Below are 17,401 nucleotides of genomic sequence, written 5' to 3' on the forward strand. Positions count from 1 at the left end.
CAGCCTCAGGAGGGGTCGAGGTCCCTCGGCCCGTAGAGGGCGGCGGGCGCGCCGGTCATCAGCGCCCAGTAGCGGTCTCCGTACGACCAATGCCACCACTCCGTCGGGTAGTTGACCAGGCCGACCGCACCGAGCGCCTTGCCGAGCACGGCGCGGTTGGCCCCGGCCTCGGCGGTGATGTTCTCGGCGCCGGTGTAGCAGGCCCCGTCGCTCTGCTCCGGGTTGGCGTTCATCGGGGTGCCCAGGTCGAGTTCGCGGCCGTCGGCGCCGGCGAGGGTCAGATCGACGGCCGCGCCGGCGGAGTGCGGGGCGATCTCGGGCGGGGACACATAGCGGCTGGCGGCGGACCGGATCCGGTCGGCGGACCAGTCCGGGTGGGCGGCGCGCAGCTCGTCGCCGTAGCTCTCGAAGTAGCGGTGCTGGAGGGCCGGCGGCCGGTATCCCTCGACGAACAGCAGACGCAGGCCGTCGGGCAGCAGGGCCTGCGCCTCGACGAGCCGGTCCAGGACGCCCTGGCGCACATGGAGTTCGGCGCCTTGGGCGTCCTCGTGCTTCCGGTCGTCGACCAGCAGTACGTCGCTCACGTCGACGAGGGGCTCCCCGCACTCCTCGACGGGGACGGCGGCGACCCGGGCGTCGGACATCAGGATGATCTCGTTCATGGGGTGATCATCCCCCAACTGCCCGTCCCCTCAGTGCGGGGCGCGTTCCTCATTTGCAGGGCGCCAGGCGGGGGGTGGGCCCTCGGGTTCGGGTTCGGCGCGGCGGCCGCCGCGGGCGAAGAAGTCGGCGAGGGGGAGGATCGCGGCGCCGACGGTGACCGCGTCGGGGCCGAGGCGGCCCAGCTCGATGGTCACGCGTCCTGCGGGGTGGCGCAGCGCGTAGGCGGTGGCATGGTGGCGGACGGCGGGCAGGAAGCGGGAGCCGAGCTGGAGTCCGGCCCAGCCGCCGATGAGGATGCGCTCGGGCTGGAAGAGGTTGATCAGGTCGGACAGACCGGCGCCGAGGTACTCGGCGGTCTCCTCCAGGACGGCGAGCGCTACGGGGTCGGCCTCGGTGCCCTCGGGCGGGTAGGCGGCGACCAGCAGCGCGGTCATCGCGGTCTCCTCGTCGGTGCCCTCGGGCGGGCGTCCGCCCTGCTCACGCCAGCGGTCCAGCAGTGACTCGGCGCCCGCGTACGCCTCCAGACAGCCGAGGGCTCCGCAGCGGCAACGGCGGCCGCGGACCCGTACGGTCAGGTGTCCCCACTCGACGGCCCGGCCGTGCTCCACCTCGGGAGTGACGAGGCAGGCACCGACGCCGGAGCCGAAGAGGACGACGATCGCGTTGCGGGCGCCGCGCCCGCCGCCGAACCACATCTCGGCCTGGCCGAGGGTCTTGGCGCCGTTGTCGATGAAGTACGGGACGGCGTCGGGGAGTTGGGAGGTGGAGCGGAGCAGCTCTTCGAGGGGGACCGCGTCCCAGCCGATCGTCTGGCCGTGCACGACGGCGCCGTGGTCCGGGGTGTGCTCGACTATGCCGGGCACGCCGATGCCGACGCCGAGGAGCCGTTCCGGTGCGATGTCGGCGGCGGCGAGGACCTCCGCTATGCCGTCGCGGATGTGGCCGACGATGACCTCGACCTCGTAGCGCTGCTGCTCCAACGGGCGTTCGGCACGGGCGAGTTCGGTGAGGGTGAGGTCGAACAGCTCGACGCGGACCCGGGTCTCGCCGACGTCTACGCCGATCATGTGGCCGCTGTGCGGGGCGACTTGGAGCAGGGTGCGGGGGCGGCCACCGTCGGAGTCGACGCTGCCGGCCTCCTCGACCAGGCCGTCGGCGACGAGGTCCGCGACGACATTGCTCACCGAGCCGGAGCTGAGACCGGTCGCCGGGCCCAGTTCGAAGCGGCTGAGGGGTCCGTCGAAGTACAGCCGTTGCAGTACGGCCGTGCGGTTGGCCCGCCTGAGGTCGCGTACCGTGCGCCCGTTCCGCCCCGCCATGTGGCTCCCTCCGAACCCTGCCCGACCTGCAAGATACTCCTGCGGACCCGCCGGGCGCGACTTTCCCCGCCTTCTTAATTCACGCCCTGAACTAAGGGGCGGCGGAATGCACACTACGGGGTGGAAGCCGTCTCGTCGATCTCCCCCAGGGCGGCGAGCAGCTCGGGGGCGACCCTCTCCCGCCGCCAGCGCATCTCTTCCTCGCCGAACTCCCTGGGGACCGTCTCGGCGAGCATGATCAGGTAGAGGTAGCTGCGGTAGAGGGCGTAGCGGAGGCGGGCCGACCGGTCGAACTCGGCCCGCCCGCCCGCTTCCCGGTAGCCCGCGAGGAACGACTCGTCCTTCCTGATGTCTCCGAGCAGCGCCAGGGACACGAAGTCGGCGAGGGGGTCGCCCCAGAACATGCGCTCGCCGTCGATGAGGCCGCCGATACGGGGCGTTCCGGTCGTGCGGTCGACCAGGATGTTGCCCTGCCACAGGTCGAAGTGGACGGCACACGGGACGGTGACGTCGTCCAGGGCGGCGAACGCCGACCGGGCCGTGCGGGCGATGTCGGCGGCGGGCAGCGGGAGCCAGGCCCCGTAGCGGCGGGAGTCGTCGAGGACGGCGTCGTAGAGCGTGGTGAACGCGGTCCGCCAATCGGGGGCGAGCGGGCCGAGGGCGCCGGAGGGGTAACCGAAGCCGGGGCCGGCGATCTCGTGCAGGCGGGCCACCTGGCGGCCCAACTCCGTGCGCAGGAGGGCGACTTCGGGGTCCGTGAGGGAGTCGTCCCAGGGGTCGCCCGGACAGAGTGTCATCAGGAGGGTGTCGCCGTCGAGGACCACGACGCGCGGTGCCGCCACCCCGGCCTTGGCGGCGGCGCCGTAGAAGTCGGCCTCGGAGATGAGCAGTTGACGTTCGTGCGCCAGGCCGGGGGCGGTGGGCGCGGTTTTCAACACGTAGCGGCTGCCGTCGGTGAGGGTGAGTTCCTCGACGGTGTTGTAGGTGCCGCCGCCCAGGGGGCGGAGGTGGGCGAGGTCGCCGGGTGGGATGCCCGCCAAGCCGAGTGCCTGCCGGGCCCGCTCCCAGGAGTCCGTCACCGTGCGCCCACCTCTCCGCTTTCCGGTCAGCCGGCGGCGTACACGTCCTCGACGTAACGCCCGCCCGCCATCAGTGTGTTGAGCCACCGCTCGGCCGCCGCGTCGTCGGCGTCGGGCGTGCGGTCCCGGTACAGGGTACGGAACGCCTCCCGCACGCCCGGTGCCATGCGCGCGCCGTCGCCGCAGACGAACACCCGGGCGCCCGCGTCCAGGAGGGCCCACACCTCGTCGGCCTCGGCGGCGATGCGGTGCTGGACGAAGGTCACTCCGCCCTCCGGGGCCGCGCTGAAGGCCGGACGGAGCGAGACGGCTCCGGCACTCTCGGCGGCGCGGAGTTCGTCGGCGTGGAGGTAGTCGGCGTCGGGTGCGTCGCAGCCGAAGTAGCAGAGAGCCGGGGCGAGTTCGGCGCCGGTGGCGAGGAGGGCCGCACGGTCGGCGATGGTTCCCCGGAAGGGGGCGAGGCCGGTGCCGGCCGCGATCATCACGACCGGGGTGGAGTCGTCGATCCGGAAGGCCTCGCGGCACGGCTGGACACGGGCGTACACCGTGTCGCCGGGCGCGAGGGTGTTGAGGTGGCCGGAGCCCGTGCCCCGGTAGACGCCCCTGCCCGAGCGGGCCGGGGCCTCCAGCAGGGAGACCATCAGGTCCGCGTGGCCGGGGTCGACGGCGGGCGAGGACGAGATCGAGTAGTGCCGGGGGCGCAGCGGGCCGAGCAGGTCGAGGAGCGTGGGCCAGTCCAGGGCGCCGCGCAACGCCGGGTGACCCTCGACGAGTTCGACGAGGGTGCGCGGGTCGTCGGTGAGGGCGGCCAGGGCGGTGCGCTCGGGCGGGCAGGGGTTGGCGGCGGCCAGCGCGACCAGTTGGTCGGCGGTCGGACGGTCCTGCAACTCGACGTGGTGGGTCAGCAGTTGACGAACCGTCACGGGACGGTCGACCGCGAGGCCGTCGCGGCGCGGGCGGGCCGGGCGGATGTCGAGCACGGTGTCGAGGTCGACGCCGAGGGCTGCGGCTGCGCGTTCGACGAGAGCCGGGGCGTTCGCGGGCAGGACGGTGAGGTGGTCGGCGGTGCGGTAGTCGGTCCCGTCCGGCAGGGCGACGCGGACGAAGCGCTTGCGGCGCGGGTGCCCCGGTGCGGTGAGGTCGTGGGCCTCGGTGACGGTCATGGGGACGAGTCCGTGCCGCTCGGCGAGGGCGTCCAGGTGGCCGCCGGTGAGCGCACGGACCTCGTAGCCGGTGGCCGGTTCGATGGGTTCGGCGTCCATGGCGTCGGGATCGCCGTACGTCTCCAGGAGTGCCGTGCGCAGCCGGGCCGTGAACTCCCGTACCGCGCCGGCGAGATCGCCGGAGGCGTCGGCGGCGGCACGGTCTGTCAGGCGGGTGGCGCCGAGTTCGGAAAGGCGGGCGTCGATGCGGGTCGGCATGTGCTGGTAGGTGGCGGCCCAGTTGCGGTCGCCGACGCCGAGGACGGCGTAGGTCACGTCGGTGAGGTCGTGGGTCTCCTCCAGCCCGGCGGCGAAGGCCAGGGCGTCGTCGGTGGGGCGGCCGTTGTAGGAGGCGGCGGTGATGACGACGGGCCGGTCGGTGGGCAGGCCGTCGGCGTACGCGTCCAGCGGTGCCACCTCCACGGAGCATCCCAACACCGCTGCCTCGTCGGCCAGTTGGGCGGCGAACTCGCGGCAGGTGCCGTAGTTGCTGCCGTGCAGGAAGAGGGCACTGGTGCCGGGGCGGACGCGGGCGGGCAGGGCGGCCGGGTCGGCCGCAGGAGTCGCGGGGGCCTCGACGGCACCCGGCAGCGGAGTGTGCACACGGTCGGCGGGGGTGCGCGGGGTCAGTGTGAGCGTGAAGCCGTCGGGCTTGAGGGTGAGGGTCTCCTTCACCGTGAGTTGATAGTCGGCGTGGTCGTGGAGCCGGTAGCGGTGGACGAGCATCGCGAGCAGCATGGTCGCCTCGTGCAGCGCGAACTGCCTTCCGATGCAGGCACGTTCACCGGTGCCGAACGGCTTGAAGGCGTGCACGGAACGCTCCGCCTCCGCCTCGGGCGTGAAGCGCGAGGGGTCGAACAGCTCGGGGTTGTCGCCCCAGCCGGGCTGCCGGTGCAGCATCGGGGCGATCACGGTGACGGCCTGCCCGGCGCGGAGCGGGATGCGTCCGCCGAGCACCGTGTCCTGAAGCGCGTGCCGGCTGAACGCGGCGGCGGTGGGCCACAACCGCAGTGCCTCGTTGAGTACTTGGCGCGTGTAGGTGAGCCGGCCGACCTCGTCGTACGTCGGTTCCGGGTCCGCCGTGTCGCCCCAGAGCGCGTCCACCTCGCGCTGCACGAGCTGGAGCACGGCCGGATGCTTGGCCAGGTAGTACAGCGCGAACGACATGGCGCCGGACGTCGTCTCGTGGCCCGCGATCAGGAAAGTGATCACCTGGTTGCGGATGTTGGCGGTGTCGAGCCTCGTGCCGTCGACCGGGTGCTCGGCGCTGAGCATGAGTCCGAGGAGGTCCTCGGCGTCGCCCTGGTCGGTGCCGGTGCGGGCGGCGATGACCTCGTCGACGACCTGGGCGAGGTAGTCGGCGTCGGCGTGGAAGGCCGCGTCGGCCGCCGAGTGATCCTGGCCCGGGACACGCGCCAGCCGGGTCATGCTCCACTCCAGGCAGCGCACCATCGACTCGACGAAGGGGTGCGGCTCGTCCCGCTCGAACGACCCGAAGTCGTAGTCGAATCCGGCGAGTCCGATGGTGTCGAGGGTCATCCGGGTCATGTCGTCGGGCACGTTGACGGGCTGCGCGTCACGGGCGCCACGGTCCCAGGCCTCGATGAGCCTGCGGGCCACCTTCAGCATCACGGGGTGATAGGTGCGCATCGAGCCGAGCGCGAACGCGGGCATCAGGATGTCGTGCGCCTTGGCCCAGTTGGGCTCGTCGTTGTACGCCGTGAAGAGTCCGTCTGCGGCGAAGGCCCGCACGTTCTCCAGGGCGGGCCCGATGTGCTTGGCGAACCGCCGTTCGTCGGCGAGGTCCGTCACCAGGTCCAGATCACTGACGAACAGCGTGTCCCGGCCGTGCAACCGCCGCACGAAAGCCGGTCCGTGACGGCGCATCAGGTCCATGATCTGCTGCATCGGGGTGCGACCGGGACCGGTCGCGGTGATGTCGACTACGGGCACGCCGGGGAGCGTGTCGACGGGCCGGGGGTGCGGCGCGGTGGGGGGCATGGCGCGACAACTGCCTTTCGCGGTACGGAAGTACTGCGCTCCAGCGTGCTCGCCCCGCCCCGGCGGACCGCGCCGTGCGACTACACGATCGTGTAGCGAGAAGCACCGATGGCGCCTTGCGCAGACCACACTCTCCGGCTAGACCGACGCACGGCGCGCGAACTGAGTGCGCGTACTCATGCGCACCCCGCGACCGCCCCGGCAGGGTGGGCCCATGGCTCAGGCGCTGCCCGAACGTCCACCTCTGCGCAACAGACGGCCGTGGTCCAGCAGGACATCCACCGCTTCGGACGTCATCGCCGCCATTGCCCTGTTCATCAGCGAAGCCGTCGCCCTGTTCCTGGGCGCGCTGCTCACGGGCTCACAGCAGGACTACGACCGCGCTCATCCGGACCCCACGCCCACCCCGACCGTCCACTACACGCCGTGCCTCAGCGGCAGTGGGAAGTGCCACTGAGCCGCATGATGGTGTAGGGCGCACGGACGTGGCAGGAGGTACGGGTGGACTGGACCCGCAGGGAGGGCGTGGTGTGGCGCAACCGTGCCCTGATGCTCTTCGACCGGGTGGCGGTGCCGGTCGCGGTGTGCGATGTGTACGGCTCGGTGCAGGTGGCCAATCCCGCGATGGCGGCGGAGTGCGGTACGACGCCGGGGCGGTTGCGCGGCCGGGACGTGCTCGACCTGTTCCAGCCGCAGGAGTCGGGACAGGTGGAGCGGATCGCGCAGGCGCTGCGGCTGCGGCACCGGTCGCGCTACCAGGTGTCGGTACGGTGGCGGGCCCCGAACGGCACTGAGCGCCATGGGGAGTTGACGGCCGACCCGGTCAGCGACACGGTCGAGGAGACACCGGCGCTGCTGGTCATGCTCCGCGTCCAGGGCGAGGGCGAACCCCGCGACGACAGGCCCGGCGAGGATGCCCCCGCGCAGGTCACCCCGATCGAGGCCCGCATCCTGGCGCTGCTCGCCGGCGGTGCCACCACCGCCCGCGCGGCCCGCGAGACCGGCCTCACGACGGACGGCGTGACCTATCACCTACGGCGTCTGTCGGCCCGCTGGGACGCGGCGAACCGTACCGAACTGGTCGCCCGCGCCTATGCACTTGGAGTGCTGACGCCGGGGGTGTGGCCGCCGGTGCCTGTCACGGACACCGCCGAACGGTAGGCCGTACCCGCTCCCTCCGGCGCCCCGAAACGCGCGAGCGTGTGCCACACCATCTTCAGGTCCTGGAGTTCGTAGCGACCGGTGCGGGCCGCGTCGCCGATGACGCGTGGGTCGATGACACCGCGCTCGGCGACAAGGGTGCCGAGATCGGCGTACTCCTGCCCCCGGTAGTCCGCGTGCCGCCGCAACTCCCCCACGGTGAGCCGGTATCCGGGGTGCCATTCGACGGGGCAGGGCAGGCGGCGGGCCACGGTCTCGACGGAAGTGCCGCGATAGCTCGCGTCCAGGACGAGGGCCTCCATGTCCCGGGCGAGGACGACACCTCCGTGCACCTGCGTCTCGATGTAGTCGTTCAGGGCGTCCCGTTCACCGGCCTCGGCGAGCGCGATCAGGGACATGCCGGAGGCGACGCCGAAGTCGGTCGGTTCGGCCGCGCTGTCCGGGTAGCAGAAGGTCGCGCGGGCGAGGGTCGCACCGCTCAGCCGGAAGTGCGAGGAGCCGAACCGCGGAGCCGCGCCGACCACTTGGCGCCGGAAGTTCAGCGCACCGTACACCGGTCGCTCGGGTGCGGGCGCCTCGTCGTAGGCACCCGCGAAGATCCGGCTCTCCCAGCGCCAACGGTCGCCGCCGGGACGGGCGGTGAGGCCGCCGTTGCTGGTGCCGGTGACGAACTGCGAGTGGTACGTGCCGTCTTGGGCCAGCGCGTCGAGGATCGAGCGGCCGGGCGGCGGCGCCGTACGGTCGGGATGGAAGTTGAGTGTGATGCGCAGTCGCGGGTCGACGGCCGGACCCGACGATCCCTCGGCCACATGCCCCAGCGCCCGCGCCTGACGCGCCCCGACGCCCTCGACGCCCCCGAAATCCATTGGCCCCTCCACCGCTCGCCTCATTACCCTGGCCCGAAACCTAGACCCCCTAGGTTTCGGAAACAGGCACCGCCTGAACAGGCACCGCCCCCAGGAGGCTCCCCCATGAGATCACTCACCGAGCAGGACATCCGCAACTCCTTTGTCAACTGCTCGAAGGGCGAGGCGAAGCGGCTCGCGGTACCCCGTGATCTCGACACCCGCCCCTGGGCCGATCTCGACTTCCTGGGCTGGCGGGATCCCGGGGCACCGGACCGCAGCTACCTCGTCACCGAGCGGGCGGACGGGCTGATCGGCGTCACGCTGCGGTTCCCGTCCGCGCGGCGCGGGTTTCTGCACCGGAGCATGTGTTCGCTGTGCGTGACGACCCACCCGGGCGGCGGCGTCTCCCTGATGACCGCGCGCAAGGTCGGCCCGGCGGGCCGCGAGGGCAACTCGGTCGGCCTGTACATGTGCACCGACCTCGCCTGTTCCCTCTATGCGCGCGGCAAGAAGATCCCGGAGTCGGGCATCCGCATCGAGGAGAGCCTCACCGTGGAGCAGCAGATCGACCGGACGGTGGGCAACCTGACCGCCTTCCTCGACAAGCTGTACGTCTGACGTCAGTCCCCCGGCACCGCGATCACGATCTTGCCCCGGTTGTCCCGCCGCTCCAGCCGCTCGTGGGCGGCACGCGCCTCGGCGAGGGGTACGACGGTCTCGATCGGCACACGGTACGTGCCCTCGGCAACCCGCTCGGCGAGTTCGCGCAGGTCCGGGCGGGGGTCGTAGCCGCCGTGGATCTGGAGGTTGGTGAGCTGGAAGCCGAGGACCGACGCGTTCTTCGGGTAGAAGTCGCGGGTGTCGACGGTGCTGGGTTCCAGGGCGACATTGGCGAGGGCGACGACCCGGCCGCCGTGCCCGATCTCGCGCAGGCTGCGCCCGAAGGCCGGGCCGCCGACGGTGTCGAGGACGACGTCCGCGCCGCGTCCGCCGGTGAGCCGTAGCACCTCGTCGACCTCCGCGTCGTCGGGGTGTGCCGAGGTGTCGAGGGTGGCGTGGGCGCCGAACTCCCCTGCCCAGGCCGCCTTTTCGGGTGATCCGGCGAGGGCGATGACCCGGGCGCCGGTCTCGGCCGCGATCTGTACGGCCGCGCTGCCGACCCCGCTCGCGGCGGCCTTCACGACCACCGTGTCCTCCTTGGTGACGCGGGCGAGGTGCCGCAGGCAGTACCAGGCCGACAGCCAGGCGACGGGCAGTGCGGCCGCGTGGGTCAGGTCCACCCCGTCAGGCAGGGCGGTGACCCGGATGGCGGGGACGACCGCCAACTCGGCATAGAAACCAGGCGAGTTCACGCCGTCGAGGGCAACGACCCGTTGCCCGACCGTGAAGCCGGTGACGCCCTCCCCCAGCGCGGCGACCGTACCGGCTCCCTCCACTCCCGGGATCAGCGGCGGCTTCCCGGCCCGGTGGTAGTTCCCGGACCTGATCAGGGCGTCGGCGCGGTTCACGCCCGCCGCGGCGACCCGCACCAGGATCTGCCCGGGACCCGCGACCGGGTCGGGCACCTCGACCGCTACCAGCACCTCGGGCCCGCCGAACTCATCGATCCGTACCGCACGCATACCGCTACCCGCTCCCTGTCACGGCCACCGAACTCGGGCCGATCCGAATGACACCCGCTGAACTGGTGTCACCATGCGACACCGGACGAACCGGTGTCAAGGCTTGTCGGGTGTCGTCGGTCGCCCTTGCGTACACCGCATGAACCGGTGTACGCGAGGTAAGCTCCCTGTCATGACCCTCCCGCTCGCCTTCCCGTTCATCGGCGGACGCCCGTGCCTGAACTTCGTGGCCACGCTCGGCAAACGGCACGGCACCCCCGTCGAGCGGCTTCCCGATCCGGCGACCCTGGCCACCTGGATCACGGAGGCGGAGCTGTCGGCGGGTACCGAGCCGGTGCGGGTCACGGCCCGGGAGCTGACGGACGCGCGAACCCTGCGCGAGGCGCTCTACCGTGTCGTACGGGACGCGATGGCCGGTCGGGAACCGGCGGCGGCCGATGTCGAGCGGGTCAACGAGGCCGCCGCGCGGCCGGATCTCGCGCCTCAACTGGGCGAACAGCGCTGGAAGTCGGCACATCCGGCGCGTGCGGCGCTGGCTACCGTGGCCCGGGACGGCGTGCTGCTGGTGGGCAGTTCACTGCTGGAGCGGGTCAAGGAGTGTGAGAACCCCGAGTGTTCGCTGCTGTTCCTCGACGACTCCCAGGCCCGCCGCCGCCGTTGGTGCTCGATGGACCGCTGCGGCAACCTCGCGAAGATCGCGGGCTATCGATCGCGCAGCCGGGCCGCCGTGACCGAGTGAAGGTGGATCAGGACGTCATAGCTACGGGCCAGTGCGATGTTCCGCAGGTCCTCCGGGTAGTCGGTGCCGATGCTGCGGGTCGGCCGCGCCGTCTCCAGCCATGTCCGGGCCGGTGATCCCACCGACCGCAGATCGACCAGGTAGTCGGCGAACCGCACCTGGTCCAGGATCCGTTCGTTGCTGCCCGCCCCGGCCGGTCCCAGCGTCCAGCGGTGGATCGCGTCGTCCGGGCCGGTGGCGTTGAACGAGCCCCGGTCGAAGGTCAGGCCCACGCCGCGATACCCGGAGCCGAGCCGGTCGCGCAGGAACGCCCCTTGCATCTTGGGGTAGTTGGCCGGGTCGGACGGTACGTAGCCGACGTGGGCGTCGTGCGCGGACAGCAACACCTTGGTGCCGGTGTGCCGTTGCCACCAGACGACGTTGGCGGCCATCGTCTCGTCCCGGTAGCGCATGGCCGCGGGAAGCTGCGCGGGGTCGGCGAAGTCGAAGTCGTACTGCCGGGCCACCTGGTCGACGACGGCCGCGTTCTGCACGGCCCAGTCGTACGCCTCGCGGTCCTTCCCCGGTGACTGCCGCTTCAGCAACTCCAGCGCCTGGCCGGTGCGTTCGGCCATCTCCTTCCGTTCGGCGTACGGCTTGTCGAGGTACTGCTCGATGTACGTCCCGGCCGGCACCGTGGGCCGCAGTCCTCGGTACAGCTCGGCGAGGCGGGTGCTCAACTCGGGGTGGGTGTCGGCCACATAGGCGGTGACCGAGTCGTAGAGCTCCGGGCCGGCCCAGCCGATGTCGTCGCCCATGAAGCGCACGGGGTCGCCGGGATGCCGGACGTTGTACGCGCGCATCCACTCGACGAGTTTCAGATAGTCGGTGTTGTTCCACCACAGGTAGTCGCGCTGGAACTCCTCGCGGAAAATGCGCCGCGGGTTCCCCTTGCCGTACAGGACATAGTCGTTGAGGCGCAGGCCGGTGCTCCAGGCGCCCTCCAGGGCGAAGGTGCGGAAGCCCTTCGTCTCGACGAGGTGGCGGAAGACGCGGTCCTTGAGGGCGAAGAAGTCGTGGGAGCTGTGGGTGGCCTCGCCGAGGCCGACGACCCGGGCGCCGCCGATCATCCGGTCGAGGGGGCGCAGATCGTCGGTGGCGCCGCCAGGTTCGACGGTCCGCAAGGGGTGGGCGGAGCGGTCGAGGGCCGCAACCACGGCCGAGGTCAGGGGGGTCGGCGAGGGTAAGGGAGTCGGAGGTGCTGCCGTCGCGTCCGGGGTGCCGGCCGCGACGGCGCCGAGGCTGATGAGCATGGTCAGGATCAGTCCGGTCCGATGCCGTGTCATCGTCCGAGGGTCGCGGGTACCGGGGACCGGGGCCATCCGGTGGCCCTCCGTAGAGGGGTGGGGTTTCCCTCAGGATGCGACCCGTCGACTCTGTCCGGTGATGACAATCCAGGACCACTTACGGACAGCTACTGTCCTCAATAGTTACGTTCGGCGCATCTGTGAGAGGGAATAGGCCAAGGATGCGAGATGTCCGTGAGTGGACGGCGCCGCTTGTGCGGTTCGTGGGGCGGCACCGGGACCCCGTGGTCGTCCAGACGCTGCGGTCGGCGACCGCGGCGACGGTCGCGTATGTCGTCGCACTGCGCCTGAGCCCCGAGCCCGCGCCGCTCACCGCTCCCCTGACCGCGCTCCTCGTCGTGCAGGTCACCCTCTACGCCACCCTCACCAACGGAATCCGCCGGGTGAACGCCGTGGTCGCGGGCGTGCTCGTCGCCATCGCCTTCAGCCTGCTGGTGGGTCTGACCTGGTGGAGCCTGGCCCTGCTGATCGTGGCCGCGCTGGTGGTCGGACGTCTGGTGCGGGTCGACGAGTACGTCCCCGAGGTGGCGATCAGCGCGATGCTGGTCCTCGGCGTCACCACGGTCGGGAACACGGCCTGGGCGCGGGTCGTGGAGACGCTGATCGGCGCGGTCGTCGGACTCGGCTGCAATCTGCTGCTGGCTCCCCCGGTGTGGGTGGACGAGGCCGGCGAGTCGATCGAGGGCCTGGCCCGTCGGCTGCGGCGGCTGATGCGGCGCATGGGCGAGGAGGCGGCGGGCCGTACCCCCGTCGACCACGCCACCGCACGGCTGCACGAGGCGCGCCGGCTCGACCACGACATCGTCGAGGTGGACGCGGCCCTCCGGCAGGCCGAGGACAGCCTGCGGCTCAATCCGCGCGTACAGGAGGGGCTGCTGCACCGGGTCGTGCTGCGGACCGGCCTGGACACCCTGGAGATCTGCACGGTCGTGCTCCGCGTCCTCGCGCGCACCTTCACCGACCTGGCGAAACAGCGCGACCCCGAGCCACTGTTCGCACCGCCGACGGGCGCCGCCGTAGACCATTTGCTGTCCGAGATCGGCGACGCCGTGGTCAGTTTCGCGGTGCTGGTGACCACCGACGTGACGGTGAGCGCCGAGTCCGCGGAGTCACGGCTCACCGCCGAGCTGCACACCGCCGCCGCGACCCGCGACAAGCTGGCCCAGCTGCTCCTGGAGGAGGTCCAGCGCGACGCGGCCCAGTGGCAGCTGCTGGGTGCCATGCTGACCGAGGTCAACCGCATGCTGGACGAGCTGGACACCGAGCACCGTTCGCGCCGGCTGCTGGAGGAACTGGACCGGGTCTCCCGCGAACAGCGCGAACGCATGCCCCGGCTGACCTGGCTGCGGGAGCGGGTGGGCGTGCCGGATCGGCTGCGCAGGAACCGGGACACGGGCGCCGATCGTTCTAGGTGACGGAGTCACCTGGGGGCGGGGGCCTCCGGCCGTGGAACGCGGGGGCGGGTCGCCCCCATGAGGACAACGAGGACAACACGGCACAGCGGAACGATGGGGGCGGGCGCATGACCAACAGCACCGTACGGATCGACGGGAACACCTTGCGGCTGCCCGGTGGTGTGGCGGTGCGGTTCGTCCGCACCCTGCGGCTGCCCGAGACGGGCACTCATCCGTTGCCGCCGGGGCTCGGCGAGTTCCCCGTCCGGCGGGTCGCGGACTTCCCGGACACGGTGCCCGAGGAGTGGCGGGCGCGGGGCGGGGTGATGCTGCCGGTGTATCTGCGCGAGGCGATGTGGCTGAGCTTCGCGGGCACGCTGGAGCCGGCCGCCCTCCAGGTCGGGGTGGGCAAGGTGTGCGCGGTCTCGGGCGAGCCGTGGAGCGACCGGCTGTCCCGGAATCCGCAGAACTACGTGGTACTGCCCCGCCAGCCGTGGCTCGACGGCATCAACTCCGGCAAGGGCACGGTCCGCCAGTTCGTGGCGGTCCCGCTCGGCCTCGGCGCGACCGTCGAGGGGCAGGTCACGGGCGAGGAGGTGTGGGGCGGCGTCCAGCTCCAGTCCTTCCCGCTCGGCGAGCGGGAGTTGGCGAAGTGGCGGGAGGCGGAGCGCCGCCGGTCGCAGCAGTCACGGGCGCGTGCCACGACCCTGCCGACCGGGGGCTACGGCATGCCCGCCATGCCGATGGCCGCGCAGGCCGCCCCCGCGCCGGGCGCGCCGCCGGCACCGAGCCCCCGGGCCGCCGCTGCCATGGGGCTCGGTGTCGGCGGTTCGATGCACCAGGAGGTCTACGAGGACGATCGCCCGCTGAAGTCCTGGGCCGAGGAGCCCGCCGGACGGGTCTTCGTGCACCTGGTGACGCCTCCGGAGTGGCGCCGCATCACCGGCGAGGCCCCGCCGCCGTCGCCGGTGGACCGCGCCGCGTACACCAAGGCGGGGCTCCCCTGGTTCGACTACTACGACCAGGACGCCACCGATCTCGCCCCCACCGACACCCTGGACGCGGTGCAGCCGGTCGGCGACTGGCTGGGCGACGACCACGAACCCTGGCAGCCGCCCGCGACCGGCCAGGTGCAGCCCCTCAAGGACGCGCGGGGCAAGCCGGTGGAGGACGGCGACTGGTAAGCCCGTCAGTCGGCGGGGTAGGTCGCACAACCGCCCCCCCCCGTTGCACCGTCCGCAACGCCTGTTGCCGGTCTTGCGCTCGACGGGTCCGTCACGCCAAGGTTGCTGTGACGACCGAGGCAAGCGACGACCTGAGGGTGTGGGCATGACCAGTGGTGCGGAGGCGTCACGCGAGGGCTGGAGCAGGCGCCGTTTCATCGGCGCCCTGGCGGGAACCGCGGCGGTGGTCGCGGTCCCCTCACCGGCCGCGGCACCTGCGGATCCCGAATCGCCCGGTACGAACACGCCGGATCCGTCGGCCGCCAAGGCACCGGCTCCCGGCACCCACCGCACCGGCAAGGCCTCCGGTCCCCGACCCCTCTACCTCGGCACGTACACCTCGGTCGACGGCGGCGGCACGGGCATCGGCCTGGCCACCTACGACGCGTCGACCGGGCAGATCACCGGCGGAGGAGCGCTCACCGGGGTCGCCGACCCGTCGTACCTCGCCGTGCACCCCGACGGTCGCACGCTGTACGCGGTCGACGAACAGACGGCCGGTGCGGTGACCGCCGTACGGCTGGCGGACCGCAAGATCCTCGGCGCGCGGAGCACCGGCGGCGCGGGCCCCTGCCATCTGTCCGTGCATCCCACCGGGCGCTGGCTGCTCAGCGCCAACTACACCTCCGGCAGTGTGGCCGTGCACCCGATCGACACCGCGGGCGCGCTCGGCGAACGCACCGCGCTGGTCAAGCACTCCAGTCCGCAGCCGGGTCCGGGCCAGGACGGCCCGCACGCCCACCAGTTCGTCACCAGTCCCGACGGCGGCCATGTCCTCGCCGTCGACCTGGGCACCGACACGGTCTACACCTACCGCCTGGACACCACGAAGGGCACGCTCACCGAGGTCTCGCAGGCGCACACCCGCGCGGGTGCGGGCCCGCGCAGCCTCACGTTTCACCCCGGCGGCCGGTACGCCTACCTGGCCAACGAGGTCGACGACACCATCGCGGTCTGCGGCTACGACCCGGCCACGGGTGCCCTCTCGATCGGCGACCCGCAGTCCAGCGGCAGCACGGGCAGCACCACCAACTACCCGGCGCAGATCCTGGTGACGTCGAACGGTTCGTACGCCTATCTCGCCAACCGCGGCGACAACACCCTTGCCCGGTACGCCGTCGAGGCGGACGGCGCCCGGCTCAGGCTGCTCGACACGGTGCCGGTGTCCGGTGACTTCCCGCGGCAGATCGCTCTCTCGCCGGACGGAACGCTGCTGTTCACCGCGAACCAGAAGTCGAGCACGGTCAGTGTGTTCCACGTGGACGACGGCACAGGTCAACTGCGGCTTGCGGGCGAGCCGTTCGCCTCACCGGTCGCCGTCTGTGCGCTGCCGCTGTAGGGGGCGCGGGCAGGACGCGGCGCTGGCCTGGGTGAGCAGCACATGCATGCGCTCGGTGAGGTGGGTGACCGTGTCGGCGGGCGCGTGAAACGGCAGTCGTACGTCGCCGTGGGCACGGGCGCGCTCGATGCGCAGCGTCAGTCCGTGCCGGTCGACGGCGAGGGGCTGGACGCGGACCGCGCCGTGCAGGCTGTCGGGTTCGACGAGCCGGGTGAGCCGCTCGACCGCGTCGGAGTGGCAGTCGGCGAGGTGGGTGAGCAGCTGGGCCTCGGCCAGGGCGAGCGGGTCGGGTTCGGCGCCGGCGAACTCGTCGAGGTCGATGACGACCGCGCCGGTCGACGGGCGCAGCACCACGCGCGTTGCCCGAAAGGCGAGTTGACCCTCCTCGGGCACGAACCACCCGGCCAGCCACAGCCTGGCCCGGATACGGTTGCGCACGGGGACGGGGGCGACGTCCGCGAACTCCAGGACGGCGGACGGCTCTCCGCGCGGCGCGCAGATCGCGGCCGCCAACAGGGCGCTGTCCTCGGGTACTTGCAGGAGCACCCGGCCGTCGTCGTCCACGCTGTGCGCTCCGACGAACTCCTCGCGACCGCCCTCCGCGGTCACCGCGCAGGACCATGCGGCGGCGAGCACCGAGCGGGCTCGCTCGGCCGCGGCAGGCACGGCCGTCCACGTCTGGCTGTCACCCATCCCTGAACCTCCTTAGGTAAGCCTTGCCTAACTTACCGAAGATCGGAGCGCACGCCAACCACGTCACGCAGATCCGCACGACTTCCTTCACGAACCGCTGCTCAGCTTCACGAGCCACTGTTCAGGGCGAGATGACGCCCAACAGCGCCCGTGCGCACAGATCGCGCACCTGCTCCCGGCTCAACTCCGGCCCGCGCAGCCACTCCAGACAGACGGCGGTGGTGAAGGCCAGCCACCCGCGCACCGCGAGCTTCGCGTCGGGCCGCTCCGCCACGGCCGGCCCGAACTCGGGATCCGCGGCGAGCGCGGCCAGGATCTGCCGCTCCTGCGCGGCCAACGCCCGCTGGTAGACCCGCCGCACGGTCTGGTCGCCCGCCGCGTCGGCGCGGTGGAAGGCGCGGTAGCCGTGCGCGTGGGTGTGCACGTACTCCAGATAGGTGTCGAGGGCGACGGCGAGTTGCTCACGGGCCGGCACGCCCGGCACGGCCGCCGTCATCCGCAGCATCCGCTCGCTCTCGCGCTCGACGACGGCCGCGAAGAAGTCCCGCTTGGTCGGGAAGTAGTGGTAGAGCAGCCCGCGGGAGACCCCGGCGATCTCGGCGACCTGCTCGATCCACACGTCGTCGTAGGGGTCCTCCGAGAACAACCGCGCGCCCACCGTGAGGAGTTGCTCCCGACGCTCCTCGATGCTGAGCCGGCGGCGCGTGCGCTCACCCTGGTTGGCGGCCATTCCCGCACTTTACTTGACGTCGGTTCACCGACGGGATCACAC

16 protein-coding genes are annotated in these 17,401 nt (G+C 71.9%); 7 read left to right on the forward strand and 9 right to left on the reverse strand.

The genetic code is table 11. The features are described from left to right. Window positions 1-5 precede the first annotated feature (5 nt). From ACFWP5_RS00965 to ACFWP5_RS00980, 4 genes are all read right to left on the reverse strand, one after another. Window positions 6-662 carry a M15 family metallopeptidase gene (locus ACFWP5_RS00965; RefSeq protein ID WP_384148523.1) on the reverse strand — a complete coding sequence of 219 codons (657 nt, stop codon included), beginning with the start codon at window positions 660-662 and terminating at the stop codon, window positions 6-8. 30 nt (window positions 663-692) lie between these two features. Beyond that, window positions 693-1,982 carry an ROK family protein gene (locus ACFWP5_RS00970; protein WP_384148525.1) on the reverse strand — a complete coding sequence of 430 codons (1,290 nt, stop codon included), beginning with the start codon at window positions 1,980-1,982 and terminating at the stop codon, window positions 693-695. A 113-nt stretch (window positions 1,983-2,095) separates the two neighbouring features. After that, window positions 2,096-3,061 carry a phosphotransferase family protein gene (locus ACFWP5_RS00975; RefSeq protein ID WP_384148527.1) on the reverse strand — a complete coding sequence of 322 codons (966 nt, stop codon included), beginning with the start codon at window positions 3,059-3,061 and terminating at the stop codon, window positions 2,096-2,098. Between the two features lie 26 nt (window positions 3,062-3,087). Further along, window positions 3,088-6,264 carry a cytochrome P450 gene (locus ACFWP5_RS00980; protein WP_384148529.1) on the reverse strand — a complete coding sequence of 1,059 codons (3,177 nt, stop codon included), beginning with the start codon at window positions 6,262-6,264 and terminating at the stop codon, window positions 3,088-3,090. Between the two features lie 214 nt (window positions 6,265-6,478). Between ACFWP5_RS00980 and ACFWP5_RS00985 the strand changes: the two genes are divergently transcribed. Beyond that, window positions 6,479-6,721 (forward strand): DUF6234 family protein, encoded by a 243-nt coding sequence (locus ACFWP5_RS00985; RefSeq protein ID WP_384148531.1) that lies wholly within the window; start codon window positions 6,479-6,481, stop codon window positions 6,719-6,721. 92 nt (window positions 6,722-6,813) lie between these two features. Then, entirely contained in the window at window positions 6,814-7,425 is a 612-nt protein-coding gene (locus tag ACFWP5_RS00990) for a PAS domain S-box protein (protein ID WP_384148657.1), read from the forward strand. On the opposite strand, the gene ACFWP5_RS00995 is transcribed toward ACFWP5_RS00990, so the two are convergent. Then, complete coding sequence (locus ACFWP5_RS00995; protein ID WP_384148533.1) at window positions 7,356-8,291, reverse strand: DUF3626 domain-containing protein; 936 nt, start codon at window positions 8,289-8,291, stop codon at window positions 7,356-7,358. The two genes, ACFWP5_RS00990 and ACFWP5_RS00995, sit on opposite strands and share 70 nt — an antisense overlap. Before the next feature lie 105 nt (window positions 8,292-8,396). On the opposite strand from ACFWP5_RS00995, the gene ACFWP5_RS01000 reads away from it, so the two are divergent. Beyond that, window positions 8,397-8,891, forward strand: a complete 495-nt coding sequence (locus ACFWP5_RS01000; protein ID WP_384148535.1) for an FBP domain-containing protein — start codon at window positions 8,397-8,399, stop codon at window positions 8,889-8,891. 2 nt (window positions 8,892-8,893) lie between these two features. Here ACFWP5_RS01000 and ACFWP5_RS01005 read toward each other — a convergent pair whose 3' ends face one another. Then, window positions 8,894-9,895, reverse strand: a complete 1,002-nt coding sequence (locus tag ACFWP5_RS01005) for a zinc-binding alcohol dehydrogenase family protein (RefSeq protein ID WP_384148537.1) — start codon at window positions 9,893-9,895, stop codon at window positions 8,894-8,896. Window positions 9,896-10,067: 172 nt separating this feature from the next. Between ACFWP5_RS01005 and ACFWP5_RS01010 the strand changes: the two genes are divergently transcribed. Further along, window positions 10,068-10,634: a CGNR zinc finger domain-containing protein gene (locus ACFWP5_RS01010; protein WP_384148539.1), complete on the forward strand. Its 567-nt coding sequence runs from the start codon at window positions 10,068-10,070 to the stop codon at window positions 10,632-10,634. Here ACFWP5_RS01010 and ACFWP5_RS01015 read toward each other — a convergent pair. Beyond that, window positions 10,598-11,959: an erythromycin esterase family protein gene (locus tag ACFWP5_RS01015; RefSeq protein ID WP_384148541.1), complete on the reverse strand. Its 1,362-nt coding sequence runs from the start codon at window positions 11,957-11,959 to the stop codon at window positions 10,598-10,600. The genes ACFWP5_RS01010 and ACFWP5_RS01015 overlap by 37 nt on opposite strands. 182 nt (window positions 11,960-12,141) lie before the next feature. Between ACFWP5_RS01015 and ACFWP5_RS01020 the strand changes: the two genes are divergently transcribed. From ACFWP5_RS01020 to ACFWP5_RS01030, 3 genes are all read left to right on the forward strand, one after another. After that, on the forward strand, window positions 12,142-13,395 hold the full coding sequence (locus tag ACFWP5_RS01020; protein WP_384148543.1) for an aromatic acid exporter family protein: 1,254 nt from the start codon (window positions 12,142-12,144) through the stop codon (window positions 13,393-13,395). A 107-nt stretch (window positions 13,396-13,502) separates the two neighbouring features. After that, the gene (locus ACFWP5_RS01025; protein ID WP_384148545.1) at window positions 13,503-14,558 is read left to right on the forward strand and encodes a hypothetical protein; all 1,056 of its coding nucleotides are present in this window, start codon (window positions 13,503-13,505) and stop codon (window positions 14,556-14,558) included. Between the two features lie 145 nt (window positions 14,559-14,703). Then, window positions 14,704-15,936 (forward strand): lactonase family protein, encoded by a 1,233-nt coding sequence (locus tag ACFWP5_RS01030; protein WP_384148547.1) that lies wholly within the window; start codon window positions 14,704-14,706, stop codon window positions 15,934-15,936. Here ACFWP5_RS01030 and ACFWP5_RS01035 read toward each other — a convergent pair. After that, entirely contained in the window at window positions 15,904-16,629 is a 726-nt protein-coding gene (locus ACFWP5_RS01035; RefSeq protein WP_384148549.1) for a DUF2470 domain-containing protein, read from the reverse strand. The genes ACFWP5_RS01030 and ACFWP5_RS01035 overlap by 33 nt on opposite strands. Window positions 16,630-16,750: 121 nt before the next feature. After that, window positions 16,751-17,359, reverse strand: coding sequence for a TetR/AcrR family transcriptional regulator (locus ACFWP5_RS01040; RefSeq protein ID WP_384148551.1), 609 nt, complete (start codon window positions 17,357-17,359; stop codon window positions 16,751-16,753). Window positions 17,360-17,401 lie beyond the last annotated feature (42 nt).

It is taken from the genome of Streptomyces sp. NPDC058469 (assembly GCF_042721125.1).
GTDB lineage: Bacteria > Actinomycetota > Actinomycetes > Streptomycetales > Streptomycetaceae > Streptomyces.

Excerpts from the sequence above, each read along its gene's own strand:
- ACFWP5_RS01010 (WP_384148539.1), top strand. The coding sequence starts at position 10,068 with ATGACCCTCCCGCTCGCCTTCCCGTTCATCGGCGGACGCCCGTGCCTG.
- ACFWP5_RS01020 (WP_384148543.1), top strand. The coding sequence starts at position 12,142 with ATGCGAGATGTCCGTGAGTGGACGGCGCCGCTTGTGCGGTTCGTGGGG.
- ACFWP5_RS01015 (WP_384148541.1), bottom strand. The coding sequence starts at position 11,959 with ATGACACGGCATCGGACCGGACTGATCCTGACCATGCTCATCAGCCTC.
- ACFWP5_RS00985 (WP_384148531.1), top strand. The coding sequence starts at position 6,479 with ATGGCTCAGGCGCTGCCCGAACGTCCACCTCTGCGCAACAGACGGCCG.
- ACFWP5_RS01040 (WP_384148551.1), bottom strand. The coding sequence starts at position 17,359 with ATGGCCGCCAACCAGGGTGAGCGCACGCGCCGCCGGCTCAGCATCGAG.
- ACFWP5_RS01000 (WP_384148535.1), top strand. The coding sequence starts at position 8,397 with ATGAGATCACTCACCGAGCAGGACATCCGCAACTCCTTTGTCAACTGC.
- ACFWP5_RS01005 (WP_384148537.1), bottom strand. The coding sequence starts at position 9,895 with ATGCGTGCGGTACGGATCGATGAGTTCGGCGGGCCCGAGGTGCTGGTA.
- ACFWP5_RS00970 (WP_384148525.1), bottom strand. The coding sequence starts at position 1,982 with ATGGCGGGGCGGAACGGGCGCACGGTACGCGACCTCAGGCGGGCCAAC.
- ACFWP5_RS01030 (WP_384148547.1), top strand. The coding sequence starts at position 14,704 with ATGACCAGTGGTGCGGAGGCGTCACGCGAGGGCTGGAGCAGGCGCCGT.
- ACFWP5_RS00965 (WP_384148523.1), bottom strand. The coding sequence starts at position 662 with ATGAACGAGATCATCCTGATGTCCGACGCCCGGGTCGCCGCCGTCCCC.
- ACFWP5_RS01035 (WP_384148549.1), bottom strand. The coding sequence starts at position 16,629 with ATGGGTGACAGCCAGACGTGGACGGCCGTGCCTGCCGCGGCCGAGCGA.
- ACFWP5_RS01025 (WP_384148545.1), top strand. The coding sequence starts at position 13,503 with ATGACCAACAGCACCGTACGGATCGACGGGAACACCTTGCGGCTGCCC.
- ACFWP5_RS00980 (WP_384148529.1), bottom strand. The coding sequence starts at position 6,264 with ATGCCCCCCACCGCGCCGCACCCCCGGCCCGTCGACACGCTCCCCGGC.
- ACFWP5_RS00995 (WP_384148533.1), bottom strand. The coding sequence starts at position 8,291 with ATGGATTTCGGGGGCGTCGAGGGCGTCGGGGCGCGTCAGGCGCGGGCG.
- ACFWP5_RS00990 (WP_384148657.1), top strand. The coding sequence starts at position 6,814 with ATGCTCTTCGACCGGGTGGCGGTGCCGGTCGCGGTGTGCGATGTGTAC.